This window comes from Nakamurella sp. GG22, from assembly GCF_052976845.2.
The window spans coordinates 24,763-43,351 of sequence record NZ_JBRIIO020000016.1 but is presented as its reverse complement, the minus strand read 5'-3'; the positions used below and the strand labels follow the sequence as shown (position 1 = coordinate 43,351).

Genomic DNA, 18,589 nt, shown 5'->3' with positions numbered 1-18,589 from the left:
CGCCTGATCAGGCCGTGGTCGGAAGCGGTCGTCACCACCGTGCCGCTCCGAAGCAGGGCCCCGCCTGGGTGAATCGGACGGAAGATGCGTTGCTGGCGGAGCGACCCGGCGACTCGGGTCGGCACGTTGATACGCCGCCGCCCGAGTCCGGATCGGTGCTGGACGGGCCAGGTGGTCCGCCGTCGGTGCGGTCGCCCGATCCGCAACCGGTCATCGGAGGCTGGGTACCCGAGATCGGCCGGGTAGACCGGAGCGCCGAGGCAAGACGGTCCGCACCCGACCCGGACCAGATGTCCTGGTCGGAGAGTCCAGTCGGCTGGGCCGACAACGTCCAGAGCGAGGGCGCTCAGGAAGAGACGGAGCCCGGTGCGGTATTCGCTGGTCCGGCCGGCGGGCCAACCCGTGCTCACCTCGACGAAGGTCCTCCGCGACAGGACGTCGGCGACGGCGATGGCCGCCAGGAGCACACCACCACGGTCCGGCGCAGGGCTGTTCGAGCGCCGCGACTGGGCCGCCAGTGGGGTCGTTTCGCCGAACTGTGGGTGCCGGAACCACTGCGGGATGCACGCGTCGACCCTGGACGTCGCGGCGCACTGATCCTGCTGATGATCGCTGCGCTCGCGGCCGTCGTGACCGCGGTTGGCGTCTGGCGCAACCAGCCCGAACCGGTACCTGTGCCGATGGCTGCGTCAGCGGCCACGGTCGTCGGACTGTCCGGTGGCGCGGACGCACCCGCCGGGACTTCGGCAGCCCTGGGTCGGTCGGCGGCTGAGGAGTCCGCCGGCTCAGCCGTGGAGACGGCTGCCGTGACTCAGATCGTCGTCTCTGTCACGGGTTTGGTCAGGAAGGCCGGCCTGGTCACGGTGCCTCCCGGAGCCCGGGTCGCCGATGCCATCGACGCGGCGGGCGGGGCGACCGCTGACGCCGACCTGACGGGAATGAACCTCGCCGCGAAGCTGGCTGACGGCGATTCCATCGTGCTGAGCGATTCCCCCTCCGGCTCGTCGGCGCCCGGCGGTGGAGCCGCGCCGGCCGCTGCGGGGCGCGAGTCACCCGACGCGCCGGAATCGGCGCTGGTCAACCTGAACACCGCGGACGAGGCTGCGCTGGATTCCCTCCCGGGCGTGGGACCGGTGATGGCGCAGAACATCCTGGCCTGGCGGGACGCCAACGGCACCTTCACCAGCATCGAACAGCTGCAGGAGATCAGCGGTATCGGGCCGTCCCGCTTTGCCCAGATCTCGCCCCTGGTGACGGTGTGACCCGCACCGGCGCGGTGCGGCACCGATGGATGGACGACCAGGTCGTTCCGCCGGTGGACCTGCGCCTCATCCCGCCCGCGCTGGCGGTGTGGTCGGGAGCCGTGACGGCCCTCCTGGCACCCGGGACGGCCTGGTGGGCAGCAGGTATGGCCGTTGCGACCCTCGCGGCCACGGTGCGACTGGATCGACGCTGGCGTTACGGTGCGGTCGCGTCGCTGGCCTGCCTGGCGTCCGCGCTGGTGTTGACCAACCTGCGGGTGGCGGAACGCAGCTCCGATCCACTGGGGGCGGCCGCGGAACGCGGCTCCTGGGCTCTGCTGGTCGTGACGGTCGCCCGGTTCCCGGAATCTGCGCAGCCCACCTTCCCGGTGTCCGATAGCACTGGATCCCCGGTGAACGGCCAATCGGTCGCGGTGCCGACCAGATGGCGGGTCGCGGCCACGGTCGAGACGGCCATCGTGGCCGGTGTGACGTGGACGTCGCACACGACGATCACCATCGATGGCGCAGGGGCCAACTGGTCGGCAATCATTCCAGGGCAACGGGTCTCAGTGTCCGGCCGGCTTCGGATGGTGCCGCTGGGTGGCCTTCCGGCCATCACGGTCCGGGCCCGGGATCCGCCGGACCTCATCCACGGTGCCCCGTGGTGGTTCGTCGTGGCAGGCGCGATCAGAACCGACCTGACGTCCAACGCCGCCGCGTTGGACGAGGACGAGGGTGGGTTGCTGCGCGGACTGGTCGTCGGCGACACCGGCGGCATCAATGACCGACTGGACGCCGACGCGAAGGCGACAGGTCTCAGTCATCTGCTGGCGGTATCGGGTTCCCATTTCGCGATCCTCTGCGGCATCGTCATCGTCATTCTGCGGCGCGCTGGTCCGCGGTTTGCTGCACTCGGTGGAGCCGTCACCATGGTCGCGCTGGTCATCCTCGTCGGTCCACAGCCGTCGGTGCTGCGGGCGGCCCTGATGGGCGGTATCGGCATGCTCGCACTGCTCAGTGGACGCAGCCGAACAGCGGTGCCGGCGCTCGCGACAGCGGTCATCGGGTTGCTGCTGATCCAGCCGGAATTGGCGCTGTCGGTCGGATTCGCGCTCTCTGTCGTGGCAACCGGCGGGCTGGTGCTGCTGGCGCCACCGTGGTCAGCAGCGCTCCAGCGGCGCGGTATTCCCCGCGGCTGGGCGGATGTCCTGACCGTGCCGGTTGCCGCGCAGATCGTCACGATGCCGATCATCGTGCTGATCAGCGACTCGATCTCCGCCGTCGGCGTGCTGGCCAACCTGGTGGTAGCACCGGTGATGGCGCCAGCCCTGGTGCTCGGAGTGCTGTGTGCGCTGACCGGACCGTGGTTCCCCTGGGCGGCTGCGGCTTTCGCTCAGCTGACGGCACCGTTGGTGAGGTGGGTCGCCGGTACCGCGCACCACCTGGCGGCCTGGCCCAATGCCACCGTGCCGTGGCCCGGGACCCCGACCGGCGCGCTGGCACTGGCCTTGCTCAGCCTGTTGGTGTCGATGTTGTTGCGACACAGCCGGGTTCGGACGGTCTTCGCGGCGGCCGCGGCCGGTGTGCTGGTCGTCTTCATCCCGACCCGGTTCGTCGCACCCGGGTGGCCGGTCACCGGCTGGTTGATGACGGCCTGTGAGATCGGACAAGGCGACGCCGTCGTGCTGTCGACAGGGCAGCCAGGCGCTGCGGTCGTGGTCGACACGGGGCCAGATCCGGGCCCGATGAACGCCTGCCTGGACCGGTTGGGTGTCGACACCATCCCGCTGTTGGTGCTGACGCACCTGCACGCCGATCACATCGACGGTCTCGAAGGAGCGCTGCACGGACGGACAGTCGGGACCATCGCGGTTGGACCGGGGAGGGAGCCGAGCCAGGCGTGGGCGAGGGTTCAGCAGGAGGCCGCTGATTTGGGCATACCCCTGGTGGAGGTCTCACCCGGCGAACAGTGGTCGGCCGGCGACCTCCACCTGACTGTCCTGGCACCGGCGCGGGAATTCCGCGGCACGGACTCGGACCCGAACAACGACTCGGTGGTGATGATGGCCGTGCGGGGCGGGGAGCGCATGTTGCTGACCGGTGACATCGAGATCGAGGCGCAGCAGGCACTGTTGAATTCCGGCGCCGATCTGGCCGCCGACGTCCTCAAAGTGCCGCACCATGGCTCATCGAAGTTGCTTGCCGAATTCGTCACGGCCGTATTACCCGCGGTTGCTGTGATCTCGGTGGGCGTGGGCAACGACTACGGCCACCCCAGCGACCGTGCTCTGACGACGCTCGATCATGCCGGCGTGACAACTGTTCTGCGCACGGACATCCAAGGCGACGTCTCGGTCGGCGTCACCGACGGAGACCTGTCCATGGCGAATCGAGGTGCGAGCGGACCACCCGGTTGACTGAGCCACACCGATGCAAGGACACCACTTCCTGTGCTGCAGCTCTGGCCGACCGCCGCCTCCATCGCGGCGCGGGCGCCGGGCAGGCGGAGCTATCGGCGTGCCTCCGGCAACGCGTCGAGTTCCGCGCGGACCTGTGCAAGTTCGGCGGCGAGCGCGTCCGCCCGGGCCTGCGCGGCAGTGCGCTGCTCGTCGAGGATGGCGCCGACGGCCTGGCTGAGCGCGTCGTTGTCGAGCAGACGGACGAACTCCCAGACCCGTGCCGGCGACACCACTGCCGATCGGACCGCGACCTTCGTCCCGATCCGCGCCTCGATCCTCCACTCAACGGGCTCTGACGATGTCGTGGCCACCGTGATGGAGACCGGCGGCGTTCGGCGGGCGCCCTTGGTCGGTCGGGTTTTGGGCACAGGCACTGTCGCTCGCGGTGCGTTCCGCTCGACCGGCGCGGGTCGTGCGGGCTCGCGAGCGGAATCCGCAGCCGCTGCAGGACGAACAGCGGGGGCCGGCACTGTGGGCTCATCGGACGGAGGCCGCTCCATGCCGGCTCCGGCTCGATCGGCGTGCTCAGCGGTTGGGGGCCGGGGGGCGCTGGCGGGAGCGGGGGCGGGCGCGGGGCGTGCGGTCGTTGACCGTGCGGGTGTGACCGGAAACTGTGCCGGCGGGCGGCCTCTCATCGCAGGCGTCAGGTCTGCGGGGGTGAAGGGAAGGATGTCCCGGGTGCCGTTGAGGCTCAGCTCGACCTGGACGTATTCGTCACCGTCGACGTCGGGGTTTCCGACATGCCGGATCCGTCCGGTGCCACCTTCGGGGAACTGGGCGGATCTGGTGATGCCGACCCGGACGATCTTTCCCTCGGCGAGTTTGCTCCGTACCGCCTCCACGTCGATCGGGGGCGGGGCGGCGGCACGGCGGCGGGGAGGCATGTCTCCGATCCTCCCACCGGCCACCGACATCGGGGGAGAGCACGCGCGTTCGCGCGCTACCGACCTTTCTGCGCAGCGCTCACCTGATCGCCGGTCCACGACATGCGAAGGAGTGCAGGCGGGCTCGCGCCCAGCCTGAGTCAGCGCAGGGCTGCGTCGCGGGACCGGCCGCGACGCCGTTCGCGAACGACAACCAGCACGACGAACAGCGGCCATAAGGACTGGAAGCCGGCCAGCAGGCGTTCGCTCAGTCCCAGGTAGTTCCCTCCCCGCAGCTCAACCCCGAGCCAGATCAGCAGCGCCAGCATCACCCCGGACGCGGCGGTACCGCTCCGCCGGCCGGGCAGTGCGGACAACGCCGGCCACAACGCCAGCGCACCGAAACCGACGGCGGCGGCGGGGATGTGCGCCGCGGCCGGCTGCGGAGAGGCAGCAACCACAACGGTGGCCGCGCCACCCAGTGCCAGCAGGAGTCGCCCGGCTTGAGCGGCCTCGGTCAGCCCGGCGGCCGTTACCAGGTGGCAGGCACCGAGCACGAACAGGCCTGTTGTCATGATCCAGCGGTCATCGGCGCCCTGGGCGGCGAGCGCGCTGATGGTGTCGCGGATCTGGTCGAATCCGCCCGATTGCCGCGACGCCGCAAGGGTCCACCCGCCGATCAGCGCCACCGGAGCAGCGGCCGCCGACACCAACACCCAGTTGCGCACCTTCCGAGTCTGCACGACCCCGCCGAGATGTCGGGGACCTTCGCGGGCTACCGAGCTCGCTTGGCAGGGTTGGGGGAGTCGACTGGGTCAGGCCGACCGGTTCTCACCGGCACGCCCAGACCATCCGCGCGACATCCGCTGGTCCGCTCCACGGTGGGAAGACTGTGCGAGCCTGACGCCCGATGATCAAGATGCCGGCAGGATCCACTCGTCCTTTGCATCGCAAATACTGACACTGTCACCGCACGGAGCTGCGCACCGTTCACCCCACTCCAGTGGGGCCACAGCATGCCGCCCGTCGCTGACTCCGTTGGCGTTCCGTAACCCTCGAAACCGACGGCACCCGAGCTGTGTCGGATCGCGAATGAGCCAAGCCGCAATGTGGCGGTTGGCACACGAATCCGCGCCGGCTGACTCATCTCGCCGTCCCCGGCCTCAGAACTCGCATTCTCGGCCTGAGCACAGGTGAATCCAGACACTGTGCGCGGCAACAGGTTTGGATTGAGCACGATCGTATCGCGTCGCGGTCACGATACGCAGTAGAGATGGTTTGGCGCTGGTCACCCCTCGTGCGCGCCTGGTCGCGCCCAACGGATACCGCGACTCCGCGTTCCCTTCAGCGTTCCGCCAGACTCAGGGTTCATGCCCCAGCCGGTCGCGCTGTCGAGGCGGCTGGGTCAAGCCCATTCGCGTGGTGTATTGAGTTCGGTCACCGGTGATCCCTCGTCGGTCAGGCGGTGAGGGTTTCGGCTGGTCTGGTAGTGACCTCCTTCGTCGGGCTGGACGGATCGCCCGTGTTGTCGGTAGCGAGGGTGATGCGGGAGCGGGCCAGGACGTCCAGGCCGAGGTAGCGGCGGCCTTCGGTCCATTCGTCGTGTTGCTCGGCGAGCACGGCGCCGACGAGGCGGATCAGGGCGGTGCGGTCGGGGAAGATGCCGACGACGTCGGTGCGCCGGCGGATCTCCTTGTTCAGTCGTTCCTGGGGGTTGTTGGACCAGATCTGCCGCCAGATCTCCTTCGGGAATGCGGTGAACGCGAGCAGTTCGTCGCGGGCCTCGTCGAGGTGATCAGCGACCGCGGGAAGCTTCTCACCGAGCGCTTCGGTGACCCGGTCGAACTGGGCGGCAACGGCTTTGGCGTCGATCTGGTCGTATACCGAGTGCAACATGGTCTTCACCCACGGCCAGCTGGCTTTCGGGGTGATTGCCATCAGGTTGACCGCGTAATGCGTCCTGCACCGCTGCCACGACGCTCCGGGCAGGGTGGCACCGATCGCGGACACCAGCCCGCTGTGCGCATCGCTGGTGACCAGTTTGACCCCGGACAGGCCGCGGGCCACCAGGCCGCGGAAGAACGCCAACCAGCCGGCCCCGTCCTCGGCCGAGGTGACGTCCAGGCCGAGGATCTCTCGGTGCCCGTCGGCGTTCACCGCGGTCGCGAGCAGGGCGTGCACCCGGACCACCCGGCCGCCTTCCCGGACCTTGAGGACCAGCGCGTCGGCGGCGACGAACGTGTACGGGCCCTGGTCCAACGGGCGGGACCGGAACGCCTCGACCTGCTCGTCCAGGTCCCTGGCCATCACCGACACCTGCGACTTCGACAGCGATGTCACCCCAAGGGATTGCACAAGCTTCTCCATCCGGCGGGTCGACACACCCAGCAGGTAACACGTCGCGACCACCGACGTCAGCGCCCGCTCGGCCCGTTTGCGCCGCTCGAGCAACCAGTCCGGGAAGTAGGACCCGGACCGCAGTTTCGGGATCGCCACGTCCAGGGTGCCGGCGCGGGTGTCGAAGTCGCGGTGCCGGTACCCGTTGCGGGAGTTCACCCGCTCATCGCTGCGTTCGCCGTACCCGGCGCCGCAGATGGTGTCGGCCTCGGCGCCCATCAGCGCCTGGACGAACGTGGACAACATCGAGCGCAGCAGGTCCGGGCTCGCCGCGGCGAGCTGATCGGCCAGGAAGGTTTCGGGGTCGATAGGGTGAGCAGAGGTCATCGCGTGGTACTCCTTCGGCAGACTGTGAGAGGTCCTTCGAAGAATCACGCGGTGACCGTCCTCGTCCCAGCCCGACACGCCCACGATCAAGATGGGCGTGTGGCCGTACACCACTCTGCAGGACTCAACTGGCGGCTGAGGTGATCGCCGTGTCCTACCACCGGCAGATAGCGAACGGTCCTTATGCGATTCTGCCGTCGTGGCGACAATCGAAACTGGTACTGCAGAAAACACGGCGTTTCAGCGGTGGGATCGGGCGATGGAGTGGCCCCTTGTCGGGGTTGCAGTGCTGTTCGCGGCCGCGTACGCCTGGCAGGTCCTCGGCGAGCCACAAGGCGCGGCCCTCGTCTTCAGTCAGGTCATCGTCTTCGGGTCCTGGCTGATGTTCGCCGTCGACTACGTCGCCCGGCTTACTTTGGCCGGTGACCGACGGCGCTGGTTCTTCCGAAACATCCTGTCCCTGCTTGTTGTAGCGCTACCCGTTCTCCGGCCGTTGCGACTCATCCGACTACTCACGCTGTTCACCGTCTTCCAGCGCGCGGCCGGCACCGCGCTGCGGGGTCGGGTCGTCGTGTACGCAGCCGCTTCAACAACGCTGCTGGTATTCGTGGCCGCACTTGCCGTCTTCGACGCCGAACGGAACGCGCCCGGCGCGGACATCACCACGTTCGGTGGTGCTCTGTGGTGGGCCTGCGTCACGATCACCACGGTTGGCTACGGCGACCTGAGTCCTATCACCTTTGAGGGGCGCTGTATCGCGGTGGCGATGATGGTGTGCGGGATCGCTTTGCTCGGAACGGTCACCGCGATCATCGGCTCGTGGTTGATCGAAGGGGTCGCGGCCGCGGAGGAGGCCGGCCAAGCGGCCACCCGGACTCAGGTGAAGGACCTTTCCGACCAGGTCCAGCACCTGCACTCCATGCTGACAGAGTTCGTAGCGGATTCCCGCCGCGATCATCCCAGCCTCGATCCGGACGATCACCGGCAAGGTGGGTAGCGGCCCGAATCGTCAGTCCTTGAAGTCTGCCTGTCCCACCGTCTGATGCTGCCGCGCAACAGCTGATCGTCGGGCTCGACGATTAGCAAAGCAGTCTTGACGACTGTGCGCCTCACGGAGCAGCGATACATTGCACCGCTGCGGTCGGTGAAGCACTTGTGATCGGCCCGTGTACGCAGTGGTCACGATCTGAGAGTCTGGGTCCCTCTCCGGGGCGCGCTCTTGCCATTCCGGCTCACCGGGTGTGCTGCCGTATTCACGATGCGCCGAATGGCCCGTCGCTGCGGGAATGCGAGCGTATGAGCGTCGGGTTTGAGGACGCTAGTCGACGTTGACCCCGTAGTCCCGGGCCAGGCCGGCGAGCCCGTCCGACCAGCCCTGTCCGACCGCGCGCAGGCGCCACTTGCCGTTGCGGAGGTAGAGCTCGCCCCAGACCAACGCGCTCACGCCAGTGGCGTCGGCAGGTCGAAACCGAAAGTCGATCCCACTATCCGGCTGGTGGAGCACAGCGGTCACATTCGCCACGGAGGCGTCGCCGCCAGCGCTGACAACGAGGATCAATCGTTCGCAGTGCTGCGGCAACAGGTCGGTGGCGACGCTTGCACTGTTCCCGGTCAACGTCACGGCGCCATGAGCGCTTCGTGGATTGTTGTAAAAAACGAAGTCCTCATCGCGGTCGACACGTCCACTCGCCCCGACCAGGAGCACGGACAAGTCCGCGTTGTTCGCCAGCAGAGTCAGCTGAAGCCGTGACTCGCCAAGTGGCACGTTCTGGCCGGCAACCAACTCTTGCTGCTCCGCCGTTTGCGCTGGCGACACGACTTCGTTCGTCACCACGGGACCTGCTGGCCGGGGTAGGGGCTCGGGGTCGGAATCGGTGTCCTGGGTGTAATCGGCCTCCAGTGAGCCGGTCAGTTCTATCGGCTCTACCGCCTGAAGCCTGCTCGGGTCTTTGCTGATCCGCGCCTCCAGATGATTTAAGCAGTCCACAGTGTTGACGCGGGCGAGGTCGATCTGCAGAAATCGCTCGCGGGATGTAGCGAGGGCGATGAGGCAGCGGCGGACTTCGCGACCGGTGGCCGGGTCGGTGTCGTTCACATAGCCGTTGAAAACGACAGTGCGGACCGCGCCTCCCCGGTCGGCCTCCAGTACCTCTTGGACGACCCGTAGGGCCGTCTGCCGCAGCACTTCGGCGTAGATGCTGCGGATCTGCGTAGCTGGGCGCGCGGACGGGGTGATCGTGTCGGTGCCCTTGACGTATTTGTAGCCCTTGACGTTGGGTACCACATCCAAACCCGGCAAGTTGTACTCGATGTCGAGGTGCCCGGAGGCCGCCGCGTAGCCGAGTCGCCACGAGTGCGGGAAACCGTCGGGGTACTCGGCGGCTTCCAGCACGAGGTCCAGGTAAGCGACGACGGCCGCCGGTTGACGCACCGCCAAGCCGCTCTGAAGCGCGCTGATCGCTTCAACGTGCTGCCTGTGCTCGTACATCTGACGGTTGACTTCTGCCTCGTGCCGTCTATGTGCCTCCTCCAAGCGCTGTGCATGTTGTTGCGCAGCGGCCCTGTAGCCGTGAAGGGCTTGTTGGTACTCGGCTTGACGCTGCTCAGCCCGAGCCGCGTGCTTCGAGGCGGCGAAGACGCGCCCCAAAGCTGATGGGCCTTCCACAGCGAAGTCACCCTCGCGTGGGGGCGAGGGCGGCGTTCCGAAAGCGAGCGGATCGAATACTGGGTTCGGCGGAGGTTGCTTGAGGGCCTCGAGGTCCAGGTAGTCATCGACGCGGAGGGTGGCCGAGAGCACGCTCTGCAGGGCCTTTACCTGACCCTCAAGCTGCGCGGTGTCCTCTGCGGCCTCCCGAGTCCGGTCTTCCGTGTACATGCGGGCCCTGGTTTTCTGGTCGTTGACAGCCGCGCGTGTGCGGGCGGTAGCTGCGGCGCGTTGCGATTTAGCGGCTTCGCGAGCTTGACGTGCTCGCTGCCGCTCGGCTTCCCGCTGCATCCGCACGAGTGCGGCGACGACTCCGCTTCGACGGGCCATGGGTTCTGTCCTCCTTACCGGCTCAGGTCGACGCCGGGACGGTTGTTTCCGGAGTGCTGGGTTTGGCTTTGCCGCCACTCGGGGGCCTCCGCAAGCTCGCGGAATTCCACCACGTGATTGGTTCCGACCTTCTCCAGCGCGGTCCGAACCTCGGCGAGGCTCACCCGGAAGAACTCACGCCGCCGGTTGACTTGGTTGACCCGCCGCTGGTCGAACTCTCGGTGCAGTGCTGTCTCCAGCGTTACGGCGTCGTGGCTGAAGACGAGTGCGTGCACGTCGAACTTGAAGGGCACCGATGCGCTGCCGAGCTCATAAACCCTTTGCATCGGGTCCTCCCGGCGGGTCATGCCAATCTTGACCACGCGATCACCGAATGCACCCACATTGGAAATGACGTACACGTAGCCGACACGGGTGTTCGCCGCCATCTCCTCCACTTCCTCGATGCTCTCGGTGATCTCGGCGAGCCGTTCACGCGCCTCGAGTATTCCTGCCTGGTCGCCGTTGATCCGAGACCTCTCCAGCAGGCTCTGATAGTGCGCCTGTTCCTTGAATAGGTCTTTCTTCCGCCGCTTGAATTCCTCTTGGGCTTTGGCTTCCTCTCGCTGCCGCTGCCGTTCCTCGCGCGCATCCTCCTTCTCTTGCTCGACCCGAAGGTGGTGGTCCGCGGTCAGTTGGAGCTCCTCCAGGCGTAGCGCGTGAAAGGTCTCGTCGATCGCAACACCCATCGTGCTGCCGTTTCTGACGATCGCCTCACGTGTCCGATCCAGCCGCTTCTTCGCCGAGTCGACCGTGTGGGCGCGCACGGTTCGAACGCAGTTGTCGGCCTCGATGTTGTACGTACGCAGCATCAGGTCGCTGAACTGGCGAACCAGAGCCGCCCCCTCTTTCAGCGATCCGTTCACCATCCAGCCGGATTTGCCGCGGACGGCCGTCCGCTGGCCGATCGCTTTCTTGATCTCCGCACGGAGGCCGTCCAGGCGCTGCTTCGAGGACAAGACGTCGTCCAGCGGGTGCCGGAACTGGTAGTAGCCCGCTTCTTGCAGCAGCATGAGTTCATTGGTTTCGACGATCAATTCGCGCGCAGCGTGCACTTGCCGTTCGAGCGCCGCGACTTCCTGAATCAATGCGTCCCTGCGCAGGTTCAGCCGCTCCAGATCTGACTGAACGGGCACAGTGTCCGATTTCAGCGCTGGCGTCGCCGGCTGGTCGGGCTCGGCGTCAACCTTGACGCCGTACTCACGGGCCAGTCCGGCCAGACCGTCGGCCCAACCCTGGCCCACGGCGCGGACCCGCCATCCGCCGCCGCGGCGGTAGACCTCCAAAAGGACCGCGGCCGGCAGACCGGCAAGACTCGGCGGTGTGAATGTAAGTTTCGCATCGCTTTCCACCGAAACCGTCAGTTGATCGAGCTGGCCTTCCCCATCGCTGTTCGCTGCAACGATAATGCGCTCGACGGCCCCCGGGAGGCGGCGCAGGTCCAGCTGTAGTTCCTCGCCCGCGAGCGTGACGCTGCCGCTTGGGTGGCGAGGAGCGTTGTAGAAAACGAAGTCATCATCGGATCTGACCTGGCCCCGCTCGTCGAGCAAAAGGGCGACGAGGTCGACCTGGGCTTGCGCCGGCTGAAGCAACCGCACGTTCGCGGCCTCGGCGGCAAGGGCGACGTTCTGGCCGGCCATCAGATCCATGCGCTGCACCACTTCCGCTCTTAGAGATGCGAACCTTGCAGGCATCTTGCCCGGTGCAACCGACAGCGCGGACGTCCGCCGCGCGGTCTTGCCACCTGGACACGATGATCGACGGCATCCTGCTGCTCAAAGGCTGGAACTTCGCACGAGTTTCGAGAGACGCGAACCGACGCACTGGGAGGTTTGCGTTGTGCGGTGAACACCCGCAATGGCTGCGGTGCTGGGTGGCTTCGCCGCTATGGTCCACGCTGAGAGCACCTCAAGTGCGCATAGACACTCAGTGCGGCCCCAGCTCCGTAAGGGATCAGCCCAGCGCTGCTGCCGCCGCCTCGGCCGCGCCCGGTAGCGCCTTGCCGATGCGTTCCAGCGCCTCGTCGTCGTGGGCGGCCGAGACGAACCACGCCTCGAACGCCGACGGGGGCAGATAAACACCGGCGTCGAGCATCCCGTGGAAGAACGCGGCGTAGGCGGCGACGGACTGACCGCGTGCCTGGTCGTAGTTGCTCACCTGGTGTTCGGCGAAGAAGATCGAGAACAGGTTCCCTGCCCGCTGCAGCCGATGCGGAACGCCGGCGTGCTGCAGGGCGTCGGACGCCAGTTGCCCCACCGTCTCTGCCGTCTTGTCCAGGTGCCGGTACACCTCCTCGTCGCAGGCCCGCAGGGTGGCCAGGCCGGCCGCGGTCGCGATCGGGTTCCCGGACAGCGTGCCCGCCTGGTACACCGGTCCGATCGGTGCGAGGTGTTCCATGATGTCGGCGCGACCGCCGAAGGCGCCGACCGGCAACCCGCCGCCGATCACCTTCCCGAACGTCATCAGATCGGGACGCCATCCCTCGACAGCCCCGTCGAGGCCGAACATCCCGGATCGGCTCACCCGGAACCCCGTCATCACCTCGTCGGTGATCAGCAGGGCACCGTCGGCGTGCGCCAGCCGGGCCAGGCCGGCGTTGAACCCAGGCTCTGGTGTGACCACGCCCATGTTGGCCGGCGCCGCTTCGGTGATGACAGCGGCGATCTCACCCGGATGGGCGGCGAAAGCCGCTTCGACCGCCCCGAGGTCGTTGTACGGCAGGACGACCACCTCTGCCGTCGTGGCGGCGGTGACGCCGGCCGAATCGGGCAGTGCGAACGTCGCGACGCCGGAGCCCGCGGACGCCAGCAACGCATCGACATGCCCGTGGTAGCACCCGGCGAACTTGATGATCTTGGACCGCTGGGTGAAGCCGCGGGCCAGGCGAATGGCCGACATCGTCGCCTCGGTGCCGGAGGAGACCAGCCGAAGTTGCTCGACAGGCCCCACCCGCTCGACGATCTCCTCGGCCAGCAGCACCTCGCCCTCGCCGGGGGTCCCGAAGGACAGGCCTCGCGTCACGGCGCTCGAGACCGCATCCAGCACAGCGGGATGGGCGTGCCCGAGGATCATCGGTCCCCATGATCCGACGAGATCGACGTAGCTGTTCCCATCGGCGTCGGTGATGGTGGCGCCCTTGCCGGAGGTCATGAACCGCGGGGTTCCGCCCACCGAGCGGAACGCCCGCACCGGGGAGTTGACCCCGCCGGGGGTGACTGCCAGTGCCCGCTCGAAGAGGGCGGCGCTGTTGGTGTCGGTCATCGGGTGCACTCCAGTGGGCAAGGTGGCGGGTAGGACATCACAGTGGCGGGTAGGAAATCACAGTGGCGGCCGGGACATCACAGTGACGGGCAGGGCATCACAGTGACGGGCAGGGCATCACAGTGGCGGGCAGGACATCACAGTGGCGGGCAGGACATCACAGCTCTTGGCCGGCAGACAGTTTGCCGGCGACCTCGGCGGCCCAATAGCTCAGGATGATCTGCGCGCCCGCCCGTTTGATCGAGGTCAGCGACTCCACGACGGCCCGGTCCCGGTCGATCCAACCGTTCGACGCGGCGGCGGAGATCATCGCGTACTCGCCCGAGACCTGGTATGCAGCAACGGGAACGTCCACCGACGCGGCGACGTCGGACAGCACGTCGAGGTAGGACATGGCGGGCTTCACCATCACCAGGTCGGCGCCCTCGGCGATGTCGAGTTCGACCTCGCGGGCCGATTCGTGCCGGTTCGCGGGGTCCTGCTGATAGCTCCGTCGGTCGCCGACCAGTGCGGAATCGACCGCCTCGCGGAACGGCCCGTAGAAGGCGGATGCGTACTTGGCCGCGTAGGCGAAGACGGAGGTGTCGATCAGCCCGGACTCGTCCAGCGCCGCACGGACGGCGCCGACCTGGCCGTCCATCATTCCGGAGGTGCCGACCATGTCCGCGCCCGATTCCGCGAGGGCGACAGCCATCTCGCGATACCGCTGCAGCGTCGCGTCGTTGTCCACCGCGCCTGAGGCGGTCAGCACCCCGCAATGCCCGTGGTCGGTGAACTCGTCCAGACACAGGTCGGCCATCAGCACCGTGTCCCTACCGACCTCGGAACGCAGGTCGGACAGTGCGACGTTCAGGATCCCGGCCGGGTCGGTGGCCTGCGAGCCGATGGCGTCACGCGTCGCCGGGATCCCGAACAGCATCAACCCGCCGACCCCGGCGGAGACCGCCTCGACGGCAGCCGCTTTCAGCGAGTCCCTGGTGTGCTGCAGGACCCCGGGCATCGAAGCGAGCGGGACTGGTTCACGCAGCGACTCCTTGACGAACATCGGCAGCACCAGATCGGCCGCATGCAAACGGGTCTCGGCGACCAACCGGCGGATCGCCGGGGTACGGCGAAGCCGGCGCGGCCGGGTGACGGGGAAGGCTGGAGTCATCTGGAGATCACGCTTTCACGTTGCGGGGATGGTCGACGGCGAACCTCACCAGTGCATCGACCAGCGATGGAGCGGTCGGTCCGGCCGCCGTCATATGCACCGGTCGACCGGTGGCGGCCGCGGCTGCGGTGGTCGGGCGGCCGATCGCACACAGCACTGTCGAAGGCGGTAGTGGCACGGCGCTGAGCGCCTGCACCGTGCTCGGCGAGGTGAACAGCACAGCGTCGAACGCCCCGGCCGACAGTTCGGCGGCCAGCGGCTGCGGGACCGGCTGGACCTCGGTGCGGTAGGCGGTGACCGCATCGACCCGGTATCCCATGGCCGACAGGGCCGTGGGGAGTCCGGGAGTCGCGATGTCGGAACGGGGTAGCAGCACTGCGGCGTCGCCGGACGGATGCGGCCAGACGGCTGCCAACGCGTCGGCCGAGCCGCCCGCCGTTGGCTGCAGGTCGACCGGCAGTCCCGCGGCTCGCAGCGCCGCGGCGGTTGCCGGACCGACGGCTGCGACCCGGGTGTCGCCAGGTACCGCCGGGTACAGTCCGAGCTGTCCAGCGCGCCCCAGCACGGCGTCCACAGCCGCGGCCGAGGTGAACCCGAGCCAGGCGTATTCACCGCGGGCCAGTGCGACAAGACGCAGGTCCAACCCGCCCTCGTCCAGGGCGGGCTCGATCGAGATCAGCGGGACGGCAACGGGTGTCGCCCCGGCGGCGGTCAGCAGGTCCACCAGTTCAGTGGACCGCTCGGGCGGTCGCGGCACCAGCACCCGCCAGCCGGCGAGCGGGCCGGTTGCGAGCGGACCGGTGGGCGGGTCGGGTGCGATCGGGCCTGGTGCAGGCGGAGCCGAACGGGAATCCGCGTCGGCACGCGGAGAAGAGTGGTTCACCGCACCGCTCCCAGCAGCCCCGCCGCACCCCGGGACAGCAGGTCGAGGGCGAGTGAGGTCCCCAGGGCGGCTGCGTCACCGGTCGCCCCGGCGAGTTCGCCGCGGACAGCGGACGTGCCGTCGACGGCGATGACCGCGCCGGTCAGCCGCAACCGATCGCCTGAAACCTGTGCATATGCACCGACCGGGGCGATGCAGCCGGCCTCCAGCGTGCTCAGCATCGCGCGCTCCGCGGCCGCGGCCGCACGAGTGGATGCGCAGTCGAGGGAGGCCACAGCCGTGCCGTACCAGTCGTTGTCGGTAGCGGCACGGCACTCGACAGCGAGTGCGCCCTGCGCCGGCGCCGGCAGCATTTCCGAAGGGGTGAAGGTCTGGGTGATCGCAGCGGACCGATCGAGCCTCGCGAGACCGGCGGCGGCGAGAACGACGGCGTCCAGCACTCCGTCGGTGACCATCCGCAGCCGGGTGTCGACGTTGCCGCGAACGGCGACGACCCGCAGATCGGGGCGGTGCTGCAGCAGTTGAGCGGTCCGCCGGGGCGATCCGGTGCCGACCTGCGCGCCGATCGGCAGGGTTTCCAGTGTGAGACCGTCCCGCGCGCACAAGGCGTCGGACGGGTCCTCCCGGGTGGGCACCGCGGCCAGCACCAGACCATCGGCCGGGGCAGTGGGCAGATCTTTGTACGAGTGGACGATGGCGTCGACCCGGCCGGCTGCAAGAGCGGTGCGGACGGCGGTGACGAACACGCCGGTGCCGCCGATCGCGGCGAGCGGGCCGGTATTGACGTCGCCCTCGGTTCTGATCCGGACCAGTTCCCAGTGCGCGTCGGCCCTCTCGGCGATCCGCGCCGCGACGGCACCGGATTGCGCCAACGCCAGCGCACTGCCCCGGGTACCGACGCGCAGCACCCTGTCGGTCACCGGCTCACCCCGACGTCCCGCGAATGCCGGACGCCGCCAATCGTTCCGGGTCGACCGCTGCGGTGTCCGGGTTGCCCGCCCAGTCTGCGGCCGAGTCGACGGCGCCTGTCGTCGGCTTGGTCACCCTGGAGTTGACACAGCAGCGGGTGGCGCAGAAGTCGGGGCGCTGGGCGGCACCGGCCAACACCTGCGGGGTGGCGGTCCGGGTGCCCAACCGCTCCTCGACGAGGTCGGCGAGTTCCCCGACGAACCGTGGGTCGGTGCCGGGCGTCCGGACCCGGGCGAAGAACAGCTGATGCTCGGCCGCGGTCTCCGCTGCCTCGTTGTCCAGGTCCCACACCACTTCCACGTGGTCGGACACGAACCCGATCGGCACGACGATCACACCGCGGCGACCGGCGGCGGCGAGATCGATGATCACATCGTTGATGTCGGGATCGAGCCAGGGCACCGACGGGGGCCCGGAGCGGGACTGGTAGGCCAGTTGCCAGTCCGGTGTGCTGCCGAACTCGGCGCCGACAGCGGCGATGACCGCGGCCGCAACCGCCAGGTGCTGGGTGACGTAGGCCCCGCCCGCTCCGTGGTCGCCGAGGTCCGCGGACCCGGACGTGTCCGCCATCGTCAGCGGGATGGAGTGGGTGGTGAAGACGATCTGCAGATCGCCGGCGCCGAGACCGGCCGCCGCGGCGTCCCGTAATGCGGCGACGGTGCCGTCGACGAAGGGCTGCCGGAATCCCGGTCGGTCGAAGTAGGGGCGCACCTTGTCGATGCGCACAGATCCGACGAGATCCGTTGCTGCCAGCGCCATCCCGAAGTCCTCGCGGTACTGCCGGCACGACGAGTAGGAGGAGTACGCGGAGGTGGACAGGCCGAGCAGCCGGACCGCGCCTTCGCTGTGGGCCCGGGTGATGACGTCCGGCAGGTACGGCGCCCAGTTGCGGTTTCCCCAGAAGACCGGCAGGTCGACGCCGCGGCGCGTCAGCTCGTCGCGCAGTGCCGCCTGCAGCGCGCGGTTCTGCTCGTTGATCGGGGAGGCACCGCCCAGGGCCTGGTAATGATGCGAGACCTCGACGAGCCTTTCCTCCGGGATCCCGCGGCCGCGGGTCACGTTGCGCAGGAACGGCATCACGTCGTCGGGACCCTCCGGGCCGCCGAATCCGGCGAGCAGGACGGCGTCGTACCCCTCCCGGCGTGGATCGGTGGCTTCGGCGGACTTGCCCGATCCCGCGGTGACGGTCGGCGTCACGCCAGCACCTCGACGACCCCGGCCTCGTCCACCCGGCGGCCGGAGAAGAACGGGGTCTCCTCGCGGACATGCATTCTCGCGCCGGACGCGCGCAGGTGACGCATCAGGTCGACGGTGTCGTGCAACTCGTCGGCCTCGAGCGCCAGCAGCCATTCGTAGTCGCCGAGGGCGAACGCCGCGACGGTGTTCGACAGCACCTGGTCGTACTCGCGGCCCATCATTCCGTGCTCGACGAGCATCCCGCGCCGTTCGGCATCGGGCAGCAGGTACCACTCGTAGGACCGGACGAACGGGTAGACCGTGGCCCAGTTCTTGGCGCCGGCTCCGGCCAGGAAGGCCGGGACGTGGCCCTTGTTGAACTCCGCCGGCCGATGCAGGCCCATCGCGGACCAGGTCGGGGACAGGGTCCGGCCGACCGCGGTCCGGCGCAGCGAGCGGGCCGCGGCCTGTAGGGCCTCGGCGGTGGGCGCGTGCCACCACACCATCAGATCTGCGTCCGCGCGCAGCGCCGATACGTCGTAGAAGCCGCGCACCGTCACTCCCTGCTCGGTGAGGTCGGCGACCAGGTCGACCAGTTCGGCGGTGGCCTTCTCCCGCGGCGCATCCAGGTCGCCGGCCCGCGAGTACACCGCGAACGCCGTATAGACGATCTGCGCATTGATCTCGCGTGCTGTCGGGCGCGTCCGTGGGCCCGTTTCGGTCGGATGTGCCGGCTCGGCGCCGGGGGTGCTGGCGGGGTCGGTGGTCTGGTTGGTCACCACTC

Annotated in this window: 14 protein-coding genes; 3 read left to right on the top strand and 11 right to left on the bottom strand. The window is 68.5% G+C overall.

Features of this window, described 5'->3' with window-relative positions; all coding sequences use genetic code 11:
• Nucleotides 1-68: 68 nt before the first annotated feature.
• Nucleotides 69-1,262: a ComEA family DNA-binding protein gene (locus ACVBEQ_RS16570; RefSeq protein WP_447154409.1), complete on the top strand. Its 1,194-nt coding sequence runs from the start codon at nucleotides 69-71 to the stop codon at nucleotides 1,260-1,262.
• Nucleotides 1,259-3,661, top strand: a complete 2,403-nt coding sequence (locus ACVBEQ_RS16565; protein WP_447154408.1) for a DNA internalization-related competence protein ComEC/Rec2 — start codon at nucleotides 1,259-1,261, stop codon at nucleotides 3,659-3,661. The genes ACVBEQ_RS16570 and ACVBEQ_RS16565 overlap by 4 nt, the downstream gene beginning before the upstream one ends.
• 92 nt (nucleotides 3,662-3,753) lie before the next feature.
• Here the strand turns inward: ACVBEQ_RS16565 and ACVBEQ_RS16560 are convergent, their stop codons facing one another.
• The 3 genes from ACVBEQ_RS16560 to ACVBEQ_RS16550 form a co-directional block, all read right to left on the bottom strand.
• On the bottom strand, nucleotides 3,754-4,587 hold the full coding sequence (locus ACVBEQ_RS16560; RefSeq protein ID WP_447154407.1) for a DUF6319 family protein: 834 nt from the start codon (nucleotides 4,585-4,587) through the stop codon (nucleotides 3,754-3,756).
• Between the two features lie 140 nt (nucleotides 4,588-4,727).
• Complete coding sequence (locus tag ACVBEQ_RS16555) at nucleotides 4,728-5,294, bottom strand: DUF998 domain-containing protein (RefSeq protein ID WP_447154406.1); 567 nt, start codon at nucleotides 5,292-5,294, stop codon at nucleotides 4,728-4,730.
• Between the two features lie 730 nt (nucleotides 5,295-6,024).
• The gene (locus ACVBEQ_RS16550; protein ID WP_447154110.1) at nucleotides 6,025-7,290 is read right to left on the bottom strand and encodes an IS256 family transposase; all 1,266 of its coding nucleotides are present in this window, start codon (nucleotides 7,288-7,290) and stop codon (nucleotides 6,025-6,027) included.
• Nucleotides 7,291-7,549: 259 nt separating this feature from the next.
• On the opposite strand from ACVBEQ_RS16550, the gene ACVBEQ_RS16545 reads away from it, so the two are divergent.
• On the top strand, nucleotides 7,550-8,287 hold the full coding sequence (locus ACVBEQ_RS16545; RefSeq protein ID WP_447154405.1) for a potassium channel family protein: 738 nt from the start codon (nucleotides 7,550-7,552) through the stop codon (nucleotides 8,285-8,287).
• Between the two features lie 321 nt (nucleotides 8,288-8,608).
• Here the strand turns inward: ACVBEQ_RS16545 and ACVBEQ_RS16540 are convergent, their stop codons facing one another.
• The 8 genes from ACVBEQ_RS16540 to hemQ all read right to left on the bottom strand — a co-directional run bounded on the left by ACVBEQ_RS16540 (nucleotide 8,609) and on the right by hemQ (nucleotide 18,584).
• Entirely contained in the window at nucleotides 8,609-10,324 is a 1,716-nt protein-coding gene (locus ACVBEQ_RS16540; protein WP_447154404.1) for a TerD family protein, read from the bottom strand.
• Nucleotides 10,325-10,338: 14 nt separating this feature from the next.
• Complete coding sequence (locus ACVBEQ_RS16535) at nucleotides 10,339-12,012, bottom strand: SNIPE associated domain-containing protein (RefSeq protein WP_447154403.1); 1,674 nt, start codon at nucleotides 12,010-12,012, stop codon at nucleotides 10,339-10,341.
• A 304-nt stretch (nucleotides 12,013-12,316) separates the two neighbouring features.
• Nucleotides 12,317-13,624: a glutamate-1-semialdehyde 2,1-aminomutase gene (gene hemL / locus ACVBEQ_RS16530; protein WP_447154402.1), complete on the bottom strand. Its 1,308-nt coding sequence runs from the start codon at nucleotides 13,622-13,624 to the stop codon at nucleotides 12,317-12,319.
• A 157-nt stretch (nucleotides 13,625-13,781) separates the two neighbouring features.
• Complete coding sequence (hemB, locus tag ACVBEQ_RS16525) at nucleotides 13,782-14,777, bottom strand: porphobilinogen synthase (RefSeq protein WP_447154401.1); 996 nt, start codon at nucleotides 14,775-14,777, stop codon at nucleotides 13,782-13,784.
• Nucleotides 14,778-14,784: 7 nt separating this feature from the next.
• A complete protein-coding gene (locus ACVBEQ_RS16520) occupies nucleotides 14,785-15,660 on the bottom strand; it encodes a uroporphyrinogen-III synthase (RefSeq protein WP_447154400.1) in 876 nt (291 codons plus the stop codon).
• A complete protein-coding gene (hemC, locus tag ACVBEQ_RS16515; protein WP_447154399.1) occupies nucleotides 15,657-16,580 on the bottom strand; it encodes a hydroxymethylbilane synthase in 924 nt (307 codons plus the stop codon). The genes ACVBEQ_RS16520 and hemC overlap by 4 nt, the downstream gene beginning before the upstream one ends.
• Nucleotides 16,581-16,584: 4 nt before the next feature.
• Nucleotides 16,585-17,826: a ferrochelatase gene (locus ACVBEQ_RS16510; RefSeq protein WP_447154398.1), complete on the bottom strand. Its 1,242-nt coding sequence runs from the start codon at nucleotides 17,824-17,826 to the stop codon at nucleotides 16,585-16,587.
• Nucleotides 17,823-18,584 (bottom strand): hydrogen peroxide-dependent heme synthase, encoded by a 762-nt coding sequence (hemQ, locus tag ACVBEQ_RS16505; protein WP_447154491.1) that lies wholly within the window; start codon nucleotides 18,582-18,584, stop codon nucleotides 17,823-17,825. The genes ACVBEQ_RS16510 and hemQ overlap by 4 nt, the downstream gene beginning before the upstream one ends.
• Nucleotides 18,585-18,589: the final 5 nt, after the last annotated feature.

Excerpts from the sequence above, each read along its gene's own strand:
- ACVBEQ_RS16560 (WP_447154407.1), bottom strand. The coding sequence starts at position 4,587 with ATGCCTCCCCGCCGCCGTGCCGCCGCCCCGCCCCCGATCGACGTGGAG.
- ACVBEQ_RS16550 (WP_447154110.1), bottom strand. The coding sequence starts at position 7,290 with ATGACCTCTGCTCACCCTATCGACCCCGAAACCTTCCTGGCCGATCAG.
- ACVBEQ_RS16545 (WP_447154405.1), top strand. The coding sequence starts at position 7,550 with ATGGAGTGGCCCCTTGTCGGGGTTGCAGTGCTGTTCGCGGCCGCGTAC.
- ACVBEQ_RS16540 (WP_447154404.1), bottom strand. The coding sequence starts at position 10,324 with ATGGCCCGTCGAAGCGGAGTCGTCGCCGCACTCGTGCGGATGCAGCGG.
- ACVBEQ_RS16535 (WP_447154403.1), bottom strand. The coding sequence starts at position 12,012 with ATGGATCTGATGGCCGGCCAGAACGTCGCCCTTGCCGCCGAGGCCGCG.
- hemL (WP_447154402.1), bottom strand. The coding sequence starts at position 13,624 with ATGACCGACACCAACAGCGCCGCCCTCTTCGAGCGGGCACTGGCAGTC.
- hemB (WP_447154401.1), bottom strand. The coding sequence starts at position 14,777 with ATGACTCCAGCCTTCCCCGTCACCCGGCCGCGCCGGCTTCGCCGTACC.